This window comes from Bacillus sp. FSL W8-0102, assembly GCF_038007225.1.
Lineage (GTDB): Bacteria > Bacillota > Bacilli > Bacillales > DSM-4216 > Bacillus_O > Bacillus_O smithii.
Genome location: NZ_JBBOWT010000001.1, coordinates 3084548 through 3102526, shown reverse-complemented (window position 1 = coordinate 3102526; position 17979 = coordinate 3084548). Strand labels below are relative to the sequence as shown.

Annotated in this window: 11 protein-coding genes and 1 CRISPR repeat array (1 of these 12 running past the window's edge); of the genes, 9 read left to right on the top strand and 2 right to left on the bottom strand. The window is 40.8% G+C overall.

Translation table 11 applies throughout. The features are described 5' to 3' along the window. Nucleotides 1–3508: a CRISPR direct-repeat array (repeat unit 30 nt; unit sequence GTTTAGATCTTACCTATGAGGAATTGAAAC); it reaches 3222 nt to the left of the window's first position. A 223-nt stretch (nucleotides 3509–3731) separates the two neighbouring features. After that, the gene (locus N1I87_RS14755; protein ID WP_341102564.1) at nucleotides 3732–4145 is read left to right on the top strand and encodes a FixH family protein; all 414 of its coding nucleotides are present in this window, start codon (nucleotides 3732–3734) and stop codon (nucleotides 4143–4145) included. A 163-nt stretch (nucleotides 4146–4308) separates the two neighbouring features. Here N1I87_RS14755 and N1I87_RS14750 read toward each other — a convergent pair whose 3' ends face one another. Further along, nucleotides 4309–4878, bottom strand: a complete 570-nt coding sequence (locus N1I87_RS14750) for a sigma-70 family RNA polymerase sigma factor (RefSeq protein ID WP_341102563.1) — start codon at nucleotides 4876–4878, stop codon at nucleotides 4309–4311. 301 nt (nucleotides 4879–5179) lie between these two features. Between N1I87_RS14750 and N1I87_RS14745 the strand changes: the two genes are divergently transcribed. From N1I87_RS14745 to N1I87_RS14715, 7 genes are all read left to right on the top strand, one after another. Further along, nucleotides 5180–6484 carry an acetamidase/formamidase family protein gene (locus tag N1I87_RS14745; protein WP_341102560.1) on the top strand — a complete coding sequence of 435 codons (1305 nt, stop codon included), beginning with the start codon at nucleotides 5180–5182 and terminating at the stop codon, nucleotides 6482–6484. Nucleotides 6485–6720: 236 nt separating this feature from the next. Beyond that, entirely contained in the window at nucleotides 6721–7536 is an 816-nt protein-coding gene (locus N1I87_RS14740; protein ID WP_341102557.1) for a basic amino acid ABC transporter substrate-binding protein, read from the top strand. 101 nt (nucleotides 7537–7637) lie between these two features. Continuing rightward, nucleotides 7638–8294 (top strand): amino acid ABC transporter permease, encoded by a 657-nt coding sequence (locus tag N1I87_RS14735; protein WP_003352551.1) that lies wholly within the window; start codon nucleotides 7638–7640, stop codon nucleotides 8292–8294. Then, nucleotides 8291–9013, top strand: a complete 723-nt coding sequence (locus N1I87_RS14730; RefSeq protein WP_341102554.1) for an amino acid ABC transporter ATP-binding protein — start codon at nucleotides 8291–8293, stop codon at nucleotides 9011–9013. The genes N1I87_RS14735 and N1I87_RS14730 overlap by 4 nt, the downstream gene beginning before the upstream one ends. 166 nt (nucleotides 9014–9179) lie before the next feature. Then, nucleotides 9180–9725: a signal peptidase I gene (gene lepB / locus N1I87_RS14725; RefSeq protein ID WP_341102549.1), complete on the top strand. Its 546-nt coding sequence runs from the start codon at nucleotides 9180–9182 to the stop codon at nucleotides 9723–9725. A gap of 679 nt (nucleotides 9726–10404) precedes the next feature. After that, nucleotides 10405–12780, top strand: coding sequence for a glutaminyl-peptide cyclotransferase (locus N1I87_RS14720; RefSeq protein ID WP_341102546.1), 2376 nt, complete (start codon nucleotides 10405–10407; stop codon nucleotides 12778–12780). Nucleotides 12781–12836: 56 nt separating this feature from the next. Next, the gene (locus tag N1I87_RS14715; RefSeq protein ID WP_341102543.1) at nucleotides 12837–13289 is read left to right on the top strand and encodes an efflux RND transporter permease subunit; all 453 of its coding nucleotides are present in this window, start codon (nucleotides 12837–12839) and stop codon (nucleotides 13287–13289) included. Nucleotides 13290–13475: 186 nt separating this feature from the next. Here the strand turns inward: N1I87_RS14715 and N1I87_RS14710 are convergent, their stop codons facing one another. Then, nucleotides 13476–14849: an IS1380-like element ISGsp2 family transposase gene (locus N1I87_RS14710; RefSeq protein WP_044899598.1), complete on the bottom strand. Its 1374-nt coding sequence runs from the start codon at nucleotides 14847–14849 to the stop codon at nucleotides 13476–13478. A gap of 80 nt (nucleotides 14850–14929) precedes the next feature. Here N1I87_RS14710 and N1I87_RS14705 point away from each other — a divergent pair, with 80 nt between their 5' ends. After that, nucleotides 14930–17626, top strand: coding sequence for an efflux RND transporter permease subunit (locus tag N1I87_RS14705; RefSeq protein ID WP_341102540.1), 2697 nt, complete (start codon nucleotides 14930–14932; stop codon nucleotides 17624–17626). Nucleotides 17627–17979 lie beyond the last annotated feature (353 nt).

Here is a 17979-nt window from a genome sequence, read left to right as displayed (position 1 = left end):
CGCAATTTTTTCTTTATCTTTGTTTAGATCTTACCTATGAGGAATTGAAACCAGCGCTAGTCCTTTCATTGGGGCTAGCTTTTTCTTGTTTAGATCTTACCTATGAGGAATTGAAACACCGGTGACTACGCTTGGATTGGTCGTTAATTTACGTTTAGATCTTACCTATGAGGAATTGAAACTTCCGCAAGAGATTGATAGCGAAGCGATCTATTGGGGGTTTAGATCTTACCTATGAGGAATTGAAACATTCTTCCAGGTGACTAAGAAGCTATCGACCAACCCGTTTAGATCTTACCTATGAGGAATTGAAACCCAAAATAAAAAATACAGATAAACACAAGAAAAACGGTTTAGATCTTACCTATGAGGAATTGAAACTTGTTTCTATTATCTCTCTAACTCTCAATTTGGTTTTCGTTTAGATCTTACCTATGAGGAATTGAAACCTAGTCAGCCCTGCTACCTCGAAGTGTTCCGCTGTCAGCGTTTAGATCTTACCTATGAGGAATTGAAACCTAGTCAGCCCTGCTACCTCGAAGTGTTCCGCTGTCAGCGTTTAGATCTTACCTATGAGGAATTGAAACCTGGAAGTTTAGCGAACCGCATCACAGAAGTTGAAACGTTTAGATCTTACCTATGAGGAATTGAAACGCAAACTCAAGGACCACTTTGACCATGGAATGGTTGGTTTAGATCTTACCTATGAGGAATTGAAACTTGCGCATGAGTGCTGACTGCAAAAGAAAAAGCTAGCCGTTTAGATCTTACCTATGAGGAATTGAAACGTGATGAGTGTAGGGGAAACAATCGCAGTGCAAGCGTTTAGATCTTACCTATGAGGAATTGAAACCTGCCTTGGCAAATTTTCGCAACGTCAAGAGTTTGGGTTTAGATCTTACCTATGAGGAATTGAAACCTGTAACAAGCCATATGGAAAAGATGGTTCGTGCCGGTTTAGATCTTACCTATGAGGAATTGAAACACATATTTTCATGTTTCTTTTGAAATTTCTTTTTCGTTTAGATCTTACCTATGAGGAATTGAAACCTTAAATTATATATTTAAGTTACCTAAATTACAAGGAGTTTAGATCTTACCTATGAGGAATTGAAACATAGAAGGAAAGTGGCAATCCCTTTTGGGCATTATGTTTAGATCTTACCTATGAGGAATTGAAACCCGGTCCAAACCAAAACGGTGTATTTGGATTAAAGTGTTTAGATCTTACCTATGAGGAATTGAAACCTCCACATGAAGTGGCTAAGACAGGCGTGGATTTGGTTTAGATCTTACCTATGAGGAATTGAAACTCTCCTGTTCATGTTGGTAAGGATGGACTTAAAACAAGTTTAGATCTTACCTATGAGGAATTGAAACCCTGCGCCTGGTAAAGAACCTGGTAAAGAGCCTGGAAGTTTAGATCTTACCTATGAGGAATTGAAACAAAAGTAGATAAAATTTGGTTAGTGATGGGATGGAGTTTAGATCTTACCTATGAGGAATTGAAACTGATGTGATACTGGTCGTTCAAGATGAAAGGATGCTTGTTTAGATCTTACCTATGAGGAATTGAAACCTTCATTCCTTGTAATAAAAGTGGAAGTCAGCAAATGTTTAGATCTTACCTATGAGGAATTGAAACCTTAATTGTGGTACTTGATCCACTGTATATATTCCTGCGTTTAGATCTTACCTATGAGGAATTGAAACACGTGTATATCAGCGGAGTAGAGGTGGCGTAAGTAGTTTAGATCTTACCTATGAGGAATTGAAACAAGTTACCGAAATCAGTTTTAAAATCAGCCTGATTTTGGTTTAGATCTTACCTATGAGGAATTGAAACACAGAAATCAAGGAAAAGCGTTCTGTTGGTCGTCCTCCGTTTAGATCTTACCTATGAGGAATTGAAACGCGGGTTGGGGGGAGGCTTGGGGGAGCTTTTCCCCCGTTTAGATCTTACCTATGAGGAATTGAAACTCTCATTTTTCATTGGGTCCCTTCGATCATGGAAGCGTTTAGATCTTACCTATGAGGAATTGAAACCTCGAAAACGCCCTCGACATTCGCGAGTGGCTCGCCCGTGTTTAGATCTTACCTATGAGGAATTGAAACTGCGTATGCGCTGAATCCAAAAGAAAACGCTAGCCCCGTTTAGATCTTACCTATGAGGAATTGAAACTTGTACCGAAATTGGGATACGCTTAAAGCAAAAGCAAGTTTAGATCTTACCTATGAGGAATTGAAACCTCTAAAAGCATTCGATGCAAAAGAATCCGGCGGAGAGTTTAGATCTTACCTATGAGGAATTGAAACTTGCATGGTACAAAACGAACGAAATCAAACGGAAGGGTTTAGATCTTACCTATGAGGAATTGAAACCTCAACCAAGTACTAACATCGTTCAATCTAAACCCGTTTAGATCTTACCTATGAGGAATTGAAACTCGACGTAAGCCACCACAATCGCGAACAAGGCTTGCCGTTTAGATCTTACCTATGAGGAATTGAAACTCGTGACAACGGTTTTAGCGGACCCGATCAAACCAGGTTTAGATCTTACCTATGAGGAATTGAAACATTCTCGGGATTGGCAAATTGATCCAGCAAAGCGCGTTTAGATCTTACCTATGAGGAATTGAAACAGACCTTGCCAAACTCTTGACGTTGCGAAAATTTGCGTTTAGATCTTACCTATGAGGAATTGAAACATTAGCCTGTTTTCCAAGAAGATTATCGAAAGATACCGTTTAGATCTTACCTATGAGGAATTGAAACACAGTGTAGCCTTTTACATCATCTTCTTCAAAAGTGTTTAGATCTTACCTATGAGGAATTGAAACATTGTTGTCAAAAGAAATATATAAACTTTCGATATTGTTTAGATCTTACCTATGAGGAATTGAAACATAAGATTCTTTTATTAAACAATCGGCAATAAGACTGTTTAGATCTTACCTATGAGGAATTGAAAACCTCTACAGTAATCTCGATGTTTTAGATTGGCTAAGTTTAGATCTTACCTATGAGGAATTGAAACAAGTATTGTGGTTTTTTAAGTGTTGGCTGAATCTTGTTTAGATCTTACCTATGAGGAATTGAAACTTGTCTAAACGCAAACTGTTCCCAACATTTTTTCGAGGTTTAGATCTTACCTATGAGGAATTGAAACTTAGGTGATCAAGTTGGGTAAAGCCGCACGAATTAAGTTTAGATCTTACCTATGAGGAATTGAAACCGGACAACATATTTTCCGTCGTCCCGCAACACAATCGTTTAGATCTTACCTATGAGGAATTGAAACAAGTTAAAACGCTCGTAATGCCATTTAAAAGTATCGCGGTTTAGATCTTACCTATGAGGAATTGAAACTTGCAATATGTTTGAACTTGATCTATAGCATCTTCTAACGTTTAGATCTTACCTATGAGGGATTGAAACTTCCACGCTTCCATCAGTTTTGGATTTAAGGGAGAAGGTTTAGATCTTACCTATAAGGGATTAAAACCTGGTGTCAAATTATCATTAAGAAATGATGCTCGTTGTTATCTTATCTATGAGGAGAACATCAAAATTGATCTATCAAATGAATCATGTTTGTTGGTATGTTTCAGGGATGAAAGAATGAAATCTAAGAACTAGGCTAGTTATTTGTTTTTTATTCTGAATTTTCAGTATTATATTAGAGACGATAAAAATATCCGTTTTGGAAGCGAAGGGATTGGGGCGAGATGAGGAAATGGGTTTTGCTTTTGTTTGCGGTTGTGTTTGGGCTGGTTGTCGCGGCTTGTTCGGGTAATAACAAGGAGGAAACGGGGAAGAGTGAGGCGAGCGGCGTTTCTGTTCCACTTGATGTGGCCATTCGGCTGCCGAAAACGATTCAGCCGAATCAAGAAGTAAAAGTGGAGGCGGTGGTGACACAAGGCCGAGAAAAGGTGGACGACGCGGAAGAGGTAAAGTTTGAAATTTGGAAAAAAGGACAAGAAAAACATAAGATGTTGACGGGAAAACATGAGAAAGATGGAGTGTATTCGGTTCAGACGGCTTTTGCCGAGAAAGGGACGTATGTTGTTGTATCCCATGTGACGGCACGAGGGATACATAATATGCCAGAGAAAGAATTTTTGGTAGGACAATCAAAATGAAAAAGGCCGGCCTAAAAAAGCCGGCTTTTTCCGTGGACAGTCAGCCCCTTCCTCGCTTATTGGATTTCAATCACCTTTAGAACATTCGAGAAAAACTCATTCATCCTTAAACCATTTCGAGTCTGCTAGATTCGGTCCTCTCTATTATATATAGCCGCTTCCCTCAACGATCCTTTATTTCCGTTTTTGCTTCGTGGTTCAACTGCTGTTTTAGTTTTTCCAACGCCCCTTTTTTCCATTTTTTTACCGCGCTTTCGGATACGTTGGCTTTAGCGGCAATTTCTTTTGTTGTCAACCCTTCATAAAAAGCAGCGACGACCCAAAACTTCTGTTTAGATGTGAGTGTTTTACAATACGATAGCAGGATTTCTTTTTCAAGCGGCTCGTCGTTTGCGGGAGATTCCAAAAAGCCGGCGTTTGTTTCCTCTAAAAAAGCGGCCGTTGCCTCTTCCCACCTCTTGGCATTGGCAAGTTTGGTCAGCATTCGTCCTTTCATGAATGAATAGGCGTAGCTGGCAAAAGCTCCTTTCTCAGGCTGGAAATTTCTTTGCGCTTCCCAGAGGGCAATTAATCCTATTTGATAAAACTCATGTTTGTTTTTATAAATATGCAATTGATTCATAATAGAGTGGATCATAGGTGAATACTTTTCCGACAGCTGTTCAAATGGTTCCATTTTCCCTTCTCTTTCTGAAAAGCGCGCTTTTCGCGTATTCCCGGGTATTTTCACCATAACGGGAATTTGGCTCCTTTTCGAAAAGGGAAAAATGAAAAAAATCGGAAAATGGTAAAGAGAAAATCAATTTTTTCATTTGTATTCTTTTGAAATTAGCAAAAATAAAAAACTTTTGGCTTTATTTATAGCGGTCCATATTTTATGTCGATTCTTTATTACAAAGTCTCCTTCTATAAAAAAGGACTCGCCGCTATAGACAAAAAGTTAGAAAATTCGACGTATATGACAAAGCAAGGTGTTTTTTTGTCAATTGTGATAATAGTATAATAATTATGATATTACGGAAAGGGTGATTATTTTGACATCTAGGCAAACCGTTTTTGTAAACGAATTCACAAATGGAATATTGGATCCCAATCAGCCGATGTTGGGACCTGTAAAAGATGGGGGTCATATAGTAGCCAACACGGCACCTGGATGTTGGGGGCCGATGATTACTCCCCGCATTCGCGGTGGTCATGAAGTGACAAAGCCAGTATATGTAGAAGGAGCGGAGATTGGTGATGCGATTGCCATTCGGATTCAATCGCTCCGCGTCACTTCCCGGGCGACCTCTTCTGGAAACGATCAGCCAATGGAAGGGCGTTTTTTAGGGGATCCATTTGTGGCGGCAAAATGCCCGAACTGCGGCACGATGTATCCGGAAACGAAAGTGGAGGGCATCGGCCCGGAAGCGATCCGCTGTGTTCAATGCGGGGCAGATGTCACTCCTTTCGTTTTTACAAACGCTTATACGATGGTGTTTGATTCTAATCGAAAAGTAGGGGTAACAGTAAATCGAGAAGCGGCTGAAGAAATTGCCAAAAATGGACGTGAGTATATGGCGACGCCTGAAAATTCCGTTCAAAATCCGATTGTTACATTTGCTCCTCATGATTTAGTAGGAACCGTGGCTAGACTGCGCCCGTTTTTAGGCCAATTAGGAACAACGCCTGCTCGTCCGTTTCCGGATTCCCACAATGCTGGTGATTTTGGGCAAGCATTAGTGGATGCACCTCATGAGTATGGAATGACGAAAGAACAGCTGGAAGATCGGACGGATGGGCATTTAGACATTAACCGTGTACGAGAGGGAGCTGTTCTAATTTGTCCTGTGAAAGTGCCTGGCGGCGGCGTCTATCTCGGTGATATGCATGCGATGCAAGGAAACGGTGAAATTGCGGGACATACAGCCGATGTTGCCGGTATTGCTCATCTCCAAGTCAAAGTCATTAAAGGTTTGAAGCTGGAAGGCCCGATTTTACTGCCAACAGCGGAGGATCTTCCCTTTTTGGCCCGTCCGTTTACCAGAAAAGAAAAAGAAGCAGCTTATGATTTGGCGGAACAATGGGGAGTCGGCCGGCTGGAAGAATCTCTGCCTATTTCGTTCATAGGAACAGGAGCTAATTTAAACGAGGCAACTGACAATGGTTTGAAAAGAGCGGCCGATTTGTTCGGCATTTCTGTACCTGAAGTAATGAACCGCGCGACGATCACCGGTTCGATTGAAATAGGAAGACATCCGGGAACGGTAACAGTAACGTTTCTGGCACCTGTCCATTATTTGGATCGAGTCGGATTAACTTCATTGGTCAAGGATCAATATCTTTCCATATTAGAGTAAATGATTCATAGATAAATAGGAGAAGTTTCTCTCCTTTCGATATAGAACGAATCGGGGGAGGGAGAACTTCTCCGTGAAAAAGTGGTATACATAGGAATGTAGGTATTCGTACATAATCATTACGTTTAGAAAATACTGTATAATGAAAATAAAGAAAAAAACATTGAAAAAATACGGGTTTCGGTTTATTATTTTAATAAATTGATATAAATAAAAATAAAGGAGTTTGCATAATTATGAATAAAATAAAAGCTAAGTTTTCACTGCTTTTTGCGGTTTGCTTCGTGTTTTTGCTAGCTGCATGCGGATCAAACCAAGGAAACAGCAGTTCTGATGGAAAGATAAAAACGCTAAAGGTAGGAACAAATGCTGCTTTTGCTCCATTTGAATATATGGACAAAGGGAAAGTGACTGGTTTTGATGTGGATTTGATTCATGCGGTAGCGAAAGAAGCAGGATATCAAGTTGATGTGCAGCATGAAGGCTGGGATTCGATGCTGGCCAATTTGCAAAACAAACAATCCGATCTTGCTATTTCGGGTATTACGATTAATGACGACCGCAAAAAGACGTATGATTTCTCCCACCCGTATTTTGAAGCAGCCAATGTCATTGTGGTGAAAAAAGGAAGCAATGTTAAAAATGCTTTGGACTTAAAAGGAAAAAAAGTGGGTGTTCAAAATGGAACGACTGGACAAGATGCTGCTGAAAAAATATTAGGGAAAAACAGTCAGAATGTGAAAAAATACGAGGATGTAACGGTAGCCTTTATGGCTTTGAAAAATAAAGAAGTGGATGCAGTGGTCATCGATAATGTCGTTGCCAATGAATATGTAAAAAACCATCCAAAAGAGAATTTAAAGGTCATTACGGACCGCAAAAACTTTGAATCCGAATTTTACGGCATCGCATTTCCTAAAGGCAGCGAGTTGACGCCGAAATTTGATCAAGCGCTTGACAAAGTGATGGAAAACGGCACCTATGAAAAACTTTATAAAAAATGGTTTGGAAAAGAGCCGGATATGGAAGTTCTAAAAAAAGCGAAATCATAACTTTCAGCATGCGAATGTGGCAAAAGAACAAGGCTGCCGCCTCATTTTGGGCGCAGCCGATTTTTGCTTTATGAAAACACGGGAAGAAAAGGAGAAGAATGATGGATTTTCAGTTTGATATCATCCGAGAATATTTGCCGTATTTTGCAAAAGGTACATTATTAACGATCGGAATGTCCTTGATTGCCGTGCTGATCGGCCTGATTCTCGGGCTGTTGATTGGACTTGGAAAAATGGCGTCCAACAAATGGGTGCGGCTTCCTTTTATTTGGCACATTAACTTTTACAGAGGAACTCCATTGTTTTTGCAAATTTTGCTGATTCATTTCGGGGTCATGCCGCTCTTTATGTCTCCTGTCAATCCGATTGTCTCAGGGATTGTGGCTTTATCTTTAAATTCGTCCGCATACGTTGCGGAGATTTTTCGGGCCGGTATTCAATCGATCGATAAAGGGCAAATGGAAGCGGCTCGTTCATTAGGAATGACGCATGTTCAAGCGATGTGGCACATTATTTTGCCGCAAGCGTTTAGACGAATGATTCCGCCGCTTGGAAACGAATTTATCACGTTATTGAAGGATTCTTCTTTAGCTGCCATTATAGCCGCACCGGAATTAATGTATTGGGGACGGGCTGCTCAAGGGCAATATTACCGTGTTTGGGAGCCGTATATTACAGTGGCAGTCATCTACTTAATTCTCACTCTTTCGTTAACATACTTGCTAAATTATATAGAGAGAAGGTTGGAAAAAGAATGATCTCGGTAAAAGGACTCAAAAAATCCTATGGCGATACAGAAGTCTTAAAAGATATTTCCATTGACATCCATCCAAAAGAAGTGGTAGTCGTGATTGGTCCTTCCGGTTCAGGAAAATCCACCTTTTTGAGATGCTTGAACATGTTGGAAACCATTTCTGGAGGACATGTGATTATTGATGGCATGGACTTGGCAGATAAGAAAATGGATATTAACAAAGTTCGCACCGAAGTAGGCATGGTGTTTCAACAATTTAATTTGTTTCCGCATAAAACCGTTCTGGAGAATATTACCTTATCTCCTATCATCGTAAGAAAATGGAGCAAAGAGAAAGCAGAAAAAAAAGCGATGGAGCTGCTTGAGAAAGTAGGTCTTTCCGATAAAGCGAACGTATATCCTCATTCGTTGTCCGGAGGGCAAAAACAGCGTGTTGCGATTGCCAGAGCTCTTGCGATGGAACCGAAAGTCATGTTGTTTGATGAACCGACATCAGCTTTGGATCCGGAAATGGTCGGGGAAGTGTTGGAAGTGATGAAACAGCTTGCTCAAGAGGGAATGACCATGGTGGTCGTTACCCACGAAATGGGATTCGCTCGTGAAGTAGGGGACAGGGTTGTGTTTATGGATGGAGGCTATATTGTGGAAGAAAATACTCCGCAAGAATTGTTCGATCATCCGCAACATGAAAGGACAAAATCGTTTTTAAGCAAAGTATTGTAGAAGCAGCAGACAGCTGTTTCTTTTTTTATGCTGGAGAGAGGAGGGGTCGATTCCAGAAGCTTGTCCTTGACAGTGCTGGACGAAAATTCTGTATTTACTTTTTGCAATCTGTCCTCTATGATGAAAGTGTACAGTTAGAAAAATTTTATGGATAAGGGAGAATGAAATGTCAAATCCGAAATCAGAATGGCTTTCTTGGGTAAAATCGATCTTGTTTGCATTGATCGTTTCATTTATCGTTCATACGTTTCTTTTTTCGCCTTATGAAGTAAAGGGGGAATCGATGTCTCCTACTTTGGAAGAAGGAAATAAGTTGATTGTAAACAAGATGAAGAATGTGAAAAGATTTGACATAGTGGTGTTCCATGCACCAGATTCCGATGAGGTATATGTGAAACGCGTGATCGGACTGCCAGGCGATACAGTCGAAATGAAAAATGATGTTCTGTATATTAACGGAGTGGCGTATAAAGAGCCGTATTTAAACAAGCTGAAAAAACAATATTCATTTTTAAACCGTTTTACTGGAGATTTCACACTAAAGGAAATCACAGGAAAAGAAAAGGTGCCTGACGGTGCGGTATTTGTTCTAGGCGATAATCGGCTAAGAAGCAATGACAGCAGAAGATTCGGATTTATTCAAGAAAAAGATATTATTGGTTCTGCTGTTTTTCGGGCTTGGCCCATCCAAAAAATCGGCGTGATGAATTAGTCTGGAAATCGAATCTCCTTGCAGTTAGAAGCACTATTATCCAGCGGAAATTCCACTCGTTTTGCAATGAAATCTTTAAAATGCTTAAAGAGCCGCTAAAGTTTTTTCCGCCATGTTTCACTATACCGCCGGCTTTCCATCCATTAAGACCAATCAATGTGAACAATGATGAACTTATTCAATCGCATTTTCTGACAAATATTGAACGAAAATTGGTGGTAACAGTCTATTCTCATCGCACATGGATTTTATTTTTACGCCTTAATCTGTCCATTTTCTTGAAACATTCCCCCGATCATCTCATTTTTTTTCTTCAAAAAAGCATTTATCAGTTATGAATTTCACTCTTTTGAACGGCCTCTCTTATAGCGGAAAATTTTCTAATTTCCGCTTTAAATGACTCCCTTATAGACCTTTTTTCTATACATTCTTAAAAAAATTTACGTAATCTTAATAGAAAATCCCCCTCCTTTATCATAATGTAGAAGAAAAATAAATATGATAGATAGACTATTTTTATTCATAAAATTCCGAAATGAACAAAAAATGGTCATTAAGTCATAAGACTCCTTTCGCGAATTTCTTTTGAGTTTCTTTTCATGATTGAAATAAAACCTTTATATTACAGTCGTATACTTCCTATTGAAATGAAATTGATCACAAAATAGGGAGTGTTGATATGAAACGGAAACATGTCATAGCCGCCACGGTTGCTGCCCTAACGATTACAACTAGTTCTGTCTATGCTGCGAACGTCTACCAGCGTGTGGCTGGACCACAAGGCGATAACAAAGGAGTGACCACTCAAAACTGGACTTTGACACCGGCAGGGAAACAAGTCACGTTAGGAGACTTTCCTATGGGAGGAGCATTAAGTCCTGACGGCCGATATTTTATTGTATCGAATGACGGACAAGGTACTCAATCATTGCAAGTAGTAGATACGAAAACCAATCAAGTCGTCCAAACCATTCCATACCAAAAACCTGAAGCTTTATACCTTGGCGTCGCTTTCAGTCCTGATGGAAAGCGAGTTTATGCTTCGGCAGGGGGAAATAATAAAATACGAGTTTATGATTTTGCGAATGGAAAGCTCTCTGAACAAGATGCTATTCCATTAAAAGACAATCAAAATACCAATTTTTATCCTGCAGGCTTTTCTGTCTCTTCCGATGGAGAATACCTCTATGTTGCGAACAACCTCGACCACTCCGTTTCCAAAATTAGTTTGAAAGAAAGAAAATTGATCAAAACAGTGCCGGTTGGCAAAAATCCATATACAGCTTATTTAACGAAAGACGGCCGTTCGCTGTATGTCAGCAATTGGGGAGAAAGCAGCGTATCTGTTCTTGACCCCGAAACGATGACAGTCAAGAAAACGATTCAAACAGACTTGCATCCGAATGCCATTGCGGAAAATCCAAAAAGCGGCGAGATCTATATTGCCAATTCCGACAGCGACACCATATCGATGATAGATCCGAAAAGAAATCGTGTGATCCAAACCATTTCCTTAAAACCTTTTAAAGATGCTCCAACAGGCAGCCAGCCAGATGCCTTAACCGTATCCAAAGATGGAAAAACACTATATGTAGCCAATGCTGGCAATAATGATATTGCCGTCGTTGATGTCACGAAAAAGAAAGCGGCAGTGAAAGGACTCATTCCTACTGCTTGGTATCCAACAGGCGTTTATGTAAATGATCGAACGAACGAGCTGATGATTACCAATGCGAAAGGTCTGGGCGCCGGACCTAATACGGAAGGTCAATATATTGGGAATATGATGGAGGGTACGCTCTCTATCTTGCATGTTCCGACTCAAGGGGAACTAAAAAGGTACACACATCAAGTGAAAGAAAATAACACGGTTGAAAATGAACATCATGAAAAAGATCCATCGTTCCCTATTCCGAAAAATGAAAAAGGCCATTCTCCTATTAAACATGTGATCTATATTATTAAAGAAAACAGAACGTATGACCAAGTATTTGGCGACTTAGGCAAAGGAAATGGAGATCCTGAATTAACGGCGTTCGGAGAGGAAATTACCCCGAACCTTCATAAATTGGCTAAGCAATTTGTCACTTTTGATAACTTTTATGCGGCGGCGGAAATCAGCGCCCAAGGACATAACTGGTCTACTGCGGCAAAAGCAAACGACTATACAGAAAAGAACTGGATGGCGAACTATTCAAGCAGGAATCGTGCCTATGATTTTGAAGGGGATAACCCGGCTTCCTATCCTAAAGCTGGATTTTTATGGAACAACGCTCAACGTTCCGGAGTCAGCTTTAGAGATTATGGAGAGTTTGTGAATTTTGACCCGGTGAAAAAACAATGGGTGGCGACTGATCCTAGCATTGGCAACCGATTTGATCCAGAGTTTCCGGGCTGGAATTTGGATATTTCTGATTTAACCCGCGAGGCTGAATGGGAGAAAGAGTTCCAGGAATTTGTGAAAAACGGAAATTTGCCTCAACTCGAAATTGTTCGTTTTGGGAATGACCATACAGCTGGAACGAAGCCAGGAAAGTTAACTCCTCAAGCGATGGTTGCACAAAATGACTATGCAGTCGGAAAACTTGTCGATGCCGTCAGCCACTCGAAATACTGGAAAGATACCGCTATTTTCATTACGGAAGATGATGCTCAAAACGGTTGGGACCATGTAGACGCTCACCGCACCGAATCGTTGGTGATCAGCCCGTATACACAAACAGGGAAAGTGGACAGTACGTTTTATGATACCACATCGATGATTCGTACGATGGAATTGATTCTTGGCATGAAACCAATGTCACAATTTGATGCGGCTAGCATTCCAATGTTTCGTGCTTTTACTTCCAAACCCAATTTTCAGCCTTATGAAGCGGAAGAACCTCGTTATCCTTTAGACAAACGAAATGGGGCTAGTTCACCAGGAGCAGCCATCTCCAGCAAAATGGATTTTTCAGTGGCAGATCATATTGATGAAGAAGAGTTGAATCGTGTTTTATGGGAAGCGACGATGAAAGGCAAGAAACACAATCACTCTCACAAAGAAAAGGAATGAAATGAGAGCCTCCGGATGCGGGGGCTCTGCCAATATGAATCAAAGGGGAAGAACAAATGGAAAAATGGATTCAATCCTTTTCTCAACGGTTGCTTTTTATTTTTGTCATGATCCTCTTACTATTTGCATGGGGCATTTATTCAGCGTTGGAAATGAAAAAAGAATATATGCCGCAGATTCATAACCCTGTACTGATGATCACCTTAAAAACTCGTGATGATGCGAATGGACAAAAACAAGCGGTAGAGCTTTCCAATCAAATCACTTCAGCAATAAAAAGCGTTGAACATTTACAATCGATCGAATCCACTGTATACCCGAAAGGATTATTTTTAAGTCTGACTTTTCCTGAAAATGCAGATATGAAGAAAGCAGAAGAAGATGTAAAGTCTTCCTTGCAATTGATTGCTTTTCCAGATGGAGTAGATCGTCCCGAAATAACGAGAATTAGTTCTGATTCATTTCCGTTTATGGAAATTAGTCTTACACCTGAATCCGTGATGAATTGAAATCGACTTTGATTTTGTTGTAATTTTGATGGATTGATAATCCATAAAACCCTTTTTATGCTTATGACCTATGTCATCTCTATTTCCGAAAATGGAACCAATCTCTTTTTTAGGTATACGAACCAAAAAAAGAGACAAAAAAGCACAGGGAGTGACGTTGGACATCAGCGACCGAACATTCGTTCGTTATCTTGCCTCTCTCCATTTCTGATAGACGTTCAGTAGGGGCTCGCTATAACCACTCCTTCGCGTCAGTTTCATCCAGATCTGTCGTGATCGACGGACGAGTCGCCCTGCCATCGTGATCACCGTCTGAATAATCGTCTTGATGCGGCGGCGTTTCACTTTGTGGTGCAACGGATGTCTCGGATCGCTTAATAGATCTTGTCCAATCAGACGAAGAAGATTGTAAACGAAGGCTCCCATGACCAACACGAGCGCATTCGTTTTCATCTTCCCAGATGGAAGCCGCTCTAAATCTAAGTCGCTCTTCAGTTCGCTATGAAACTGTTCGCATGTCGCATGGTCATGATACAACGCGAGCACATCGCTCATTCGAACATGCTCGTATCCTTTGAGCCGCACCCAATAGCTTTCCACTTCATAATCAGGAACGAGCATCAGCTGTCCATTGCGTTCCATCGTCCGTTCCGTTACTTGGGTGACTTGAACGTACGTATACGTGTTTCCATCGATCGCTGCCTTCTGTGGAAGGCATAGCTCATAGGTTTGTACTCCTTCGCTTTGTCCATCATCGACACGTTTGCCCTTTTGCGAAGCGATCTGGAACCAAAGCGCTTTCGATTCTCGGCGTAAGTTTCGCTTGATGACAAAGTCCACGTCTTCCTTTAGGCATACGTGCACATTCGCTTCTGCATCGTTTCCTGCATCCATGCGAACAAGCAGACGAGATGAAGTCAGTTGACGAGCTCGACGGATAGCGGTGACTAAAAACGAGGGCATGTTGTCTTGCACATGTTGTTTCCCTGGACGCAACTCGGCATGAACGAGATACCCTTCCTTCCCTGCATACGCAAACAACGGTGTAAAACCGTCAAATCCTTTATACGTTCGACTGACTCCTTCTTTTTTCGTATCGGAGTTGTCAAATGGGGAACCATCTATATCAAGGGGAAGCCATGTCGTCTTTCCTTTGGTCCAACAAGGGGACAAAGTGGCATGTCGTTGAATCAACAGACGTATGGACTCCTCCCAAAGAATCGTTTCGGTCATCGGAAGACAAGCGAGCTGATCGAGTCGTTGTCGCAAGGTTGGAGAGGAAGGCACGTGCTGAATCCCCATCGATGCCGAAAAGATATCGTCCTGACGATACGCTTCGATATGATCGAAATCCGTTTTTCCTGTGGCAAGCAAGCCAATCATCGAGCGAATGACATCGCTATGGGAAATGTGCACTTCTCGACGAACCGTTGGAAGCCGAAGTGCGTTTACCCGTTTATCCAGTTTCGTTCGATGGAGTAAGTAGCCAACGAGAGCAAGCCCAGCACTTGGGGTAATCGCTTCATCTGTCAATACAAACCGAATCGGGAAATCTTTCATCACATCACCTACTTGATGAAGAATCGTCAACGTCGTTTTTCCTTATCGTATCAACGGTTTGCGACCATTGTAAAGATGTTTTGTCACGGATTCAGGTTACATCCAATTCAAGTGATGTACTGCAACCAGAACAAACGAAAAACATTCAAAAGGAACTTGAACAATTACCGGGTATTGAGAAAATACAAGCCACTGGGGATGGACAAGAAGGTTATATCGTAACGTTACATAATCAGAGTTTACATTCTCATGACCTAGATTTTGAAAATGTGAAAGCAGCTCTTCAAAATCGTAATGTGTCTTGGCCGGACGGTAAAGTTCAAACGAAAAATATGAATTTGCTGCTCAATGTAGAGGGAGATTCTATTAGCAAAAAAACATTGGAAAATGTAGTGGTAGGAGAAGAAAAAGGCCATCCTATTTTATTAAAAGATGTTGCGTCCATTCAAAAAGGGACTGTCCATGTACAGACGATCTCCCGAACAAATGGAAGACCAAGTGTTCTTCTCAATCTATATAAGACGCCTTCAGCGGATATAACAAAAGTAAGTCAAGAAGTACTGGAAAAAATTCATGATTTACAAAAAGATCATAAAAAAACAATTCAAACAACCGTTCTTTTTAATCATGGAGAAGATGTGTCTCAATCCATTAAGGGTTTATGGAGAGAAGGTCTGCTTGGCTGCTTGTTTTCTATTTTGTGTGTTTTCATCTTTTTCCGTCAAGGACCATCTACTATTGCGGTTCTTTTTACATTGCCTATTTGCTTTCTTGCAACGATAGGTGTCCTTCATATGATGGGCTTTACGCTGAATCTATTAACCATTTCTGGGTTAATTGTGGCCATGGGAAGAGTGGTGGATGATTCCATTGTCATTTTGGATAACATGTATCGAAAACTTGAACGTCACGGTGCGTTCTCTTTCTCTGTGTTGGCCGAGGGAGTGAAAGAAATGATTCCGGCGGTTGTGGCTTCTACATTGACAACGATTGCCGTATATATGCCTCTAGCGTTAACAGGCACAATGGTAGGGCATGCTTTTGCAGGTTTTGCATGGGCTGTAACGATTGCTTTACTATGCTCGCTTGCTGTTTCCATATGCTTGATTCCTCCATATACGGCCACTACATGGAAGCGTCGTTTTATCATGCGTGCCCCTCATATGGAACAACGGTCTAAATCGATACTGGAGGCATTCTTAAAGAAAAGGAAAGTTTGGTTCGCTAGCTTTTGCGTTGCTTTGATTTTATCTGTAGCAGGTGCCTTTTTTATTCCCGTAAATGTATTACCCCGGTCACATGCAAAGGATATTAATATTCAAATTGAATGTCCCGAGGGCTACACACTTTCTCAAGTGAACTCTGTTGTAAGAGAATTAGAGTCTTTATTGCGTCAACATAAGGAAATTCAATCTTTTGCTTCCACATCAGGATCATCCTTTACACCTGTCTTTGATGATGTGTTTGATCAGGGAGGGGGATGGATTCAACAACCGAATATTGCCAATGTCTATGTCACCCCTCGAAAAGGAGTAAAAGTAGATGCGCTTATTGCGAAACTGAATGGCGATCTGAAGCAGTTATCTCCTGAAGCAGTATACAATATTTCCAGCCAGCAAATTGCAGGGGATGACTCAAGAGTGAACATCGTACTCTCGGGTGCTGAACGAGATGAGCTTGTCAAAACAGCTGCTCTTTTGAAAAGCAAGCTTCAGATGATTAAAGGGCTGCAAATATACGGAGAGGGAGATCAAAGCGGCCAGGCGCGTTTTACGGTTCGGTTAAACGAGGAAAAGGTAAGACAGTTAGGCCTTGATCAAAACGAGATTTTCAAACGGATTGATTCTTTTATGGATCAACAAGAAGAGGTTTCAATAGACGGGAATGGATTTACCGTTCCAGTTGAGCTGCATAAGCCGTCTGATTTATCCATTTCCTATGCACAAGGTACGGATCCAACTCAAGAATTTTTATTAAAATTAGGACGTCTTACGTTTGCATCCAAAAATGGTACGTCTGTATCTTTGCAGGAAATCGCCAAATTGGAGATAAAGAATCAGTCCATCATTAGCGAAAGAAATGGAAGTCCTATTGCAGTCATATCGGGGAATATTTTAACACCGGATATTGGCGGTGTAACAAAGCAGATTGAACAAACGTTAAAAAATAGTCATGTACCAAAAGAGATTCATGTGGAGTATGGGGGCATCCCACAACAAGTGAAACAAATGATTGCGTCTATTGTTTTGGCCGGTTTTCTCTCCGTTTTGCTTGTTTTGCTGATTATCACAAGTATTTTTAAAGGAATTCGCGCTCCTCTAGCTGTACTATCCTCATTGCCGTTTGCATTGATTGGTTCTATCGTTTGCTTATTTGTATTCAGGCAATCATGGAACATAGGAGCATTAGTGGGATTGGTGATGCTGATCGGAATTGTAGCTACCAACGGGATTGTTTTGGTGGACAGAATGGAAAAGCTAAGAAGAAAAGGCGTGGATTTGCATACGGTGATAGTGGAAGGGACGGCAAGCCGTGTGCGACCCGTTCTCATGACGGCTTCTGCAACCATTTTGACGCTTTTGCCGCTGTCTCTTTCCCGGCAATCGGATTTGCTCATTTCGCGTTCTCTTGGCCTTGTCGTTGTAGGAGGACTGATCACAGCTACTTTAACCAGTCTGATTGTCATTCCTACTATTTACTATTGGTTATTTATGAAGAGAGCTAATGCAAAACAGAAAATAGCGGCAAAATCTGAACAAATGTTATACGAAGGATAAATCGAGAGGCTGACTTAAAAGGTCATGAAAAAATGATCAATTCGAAGTCAGCCTTTTTTTACTATGAATTTACTTTTTATGGATATTTGTTTGACAAAGAGTGTGCACGCTGACTGTTTATCCAAATGTACGGTTGACGTCCGTTTTTTATGGCTGCAATAGGAAGAAAACAACAAGAATTTTTGTTATAAGGAGAATGGTGCATCAAATTCTGGAACGGGCCAATGTTTTGGAAAAGAAAATTCTCATGATCGTTGACAATGTAGAAGAAGCCGTTTATTCTTAAATAGAATAAGAGAACTTGAAAATTTAAAATGAAAGAGGGCAAGCTGTAACGACGGCAAATCGGTGAC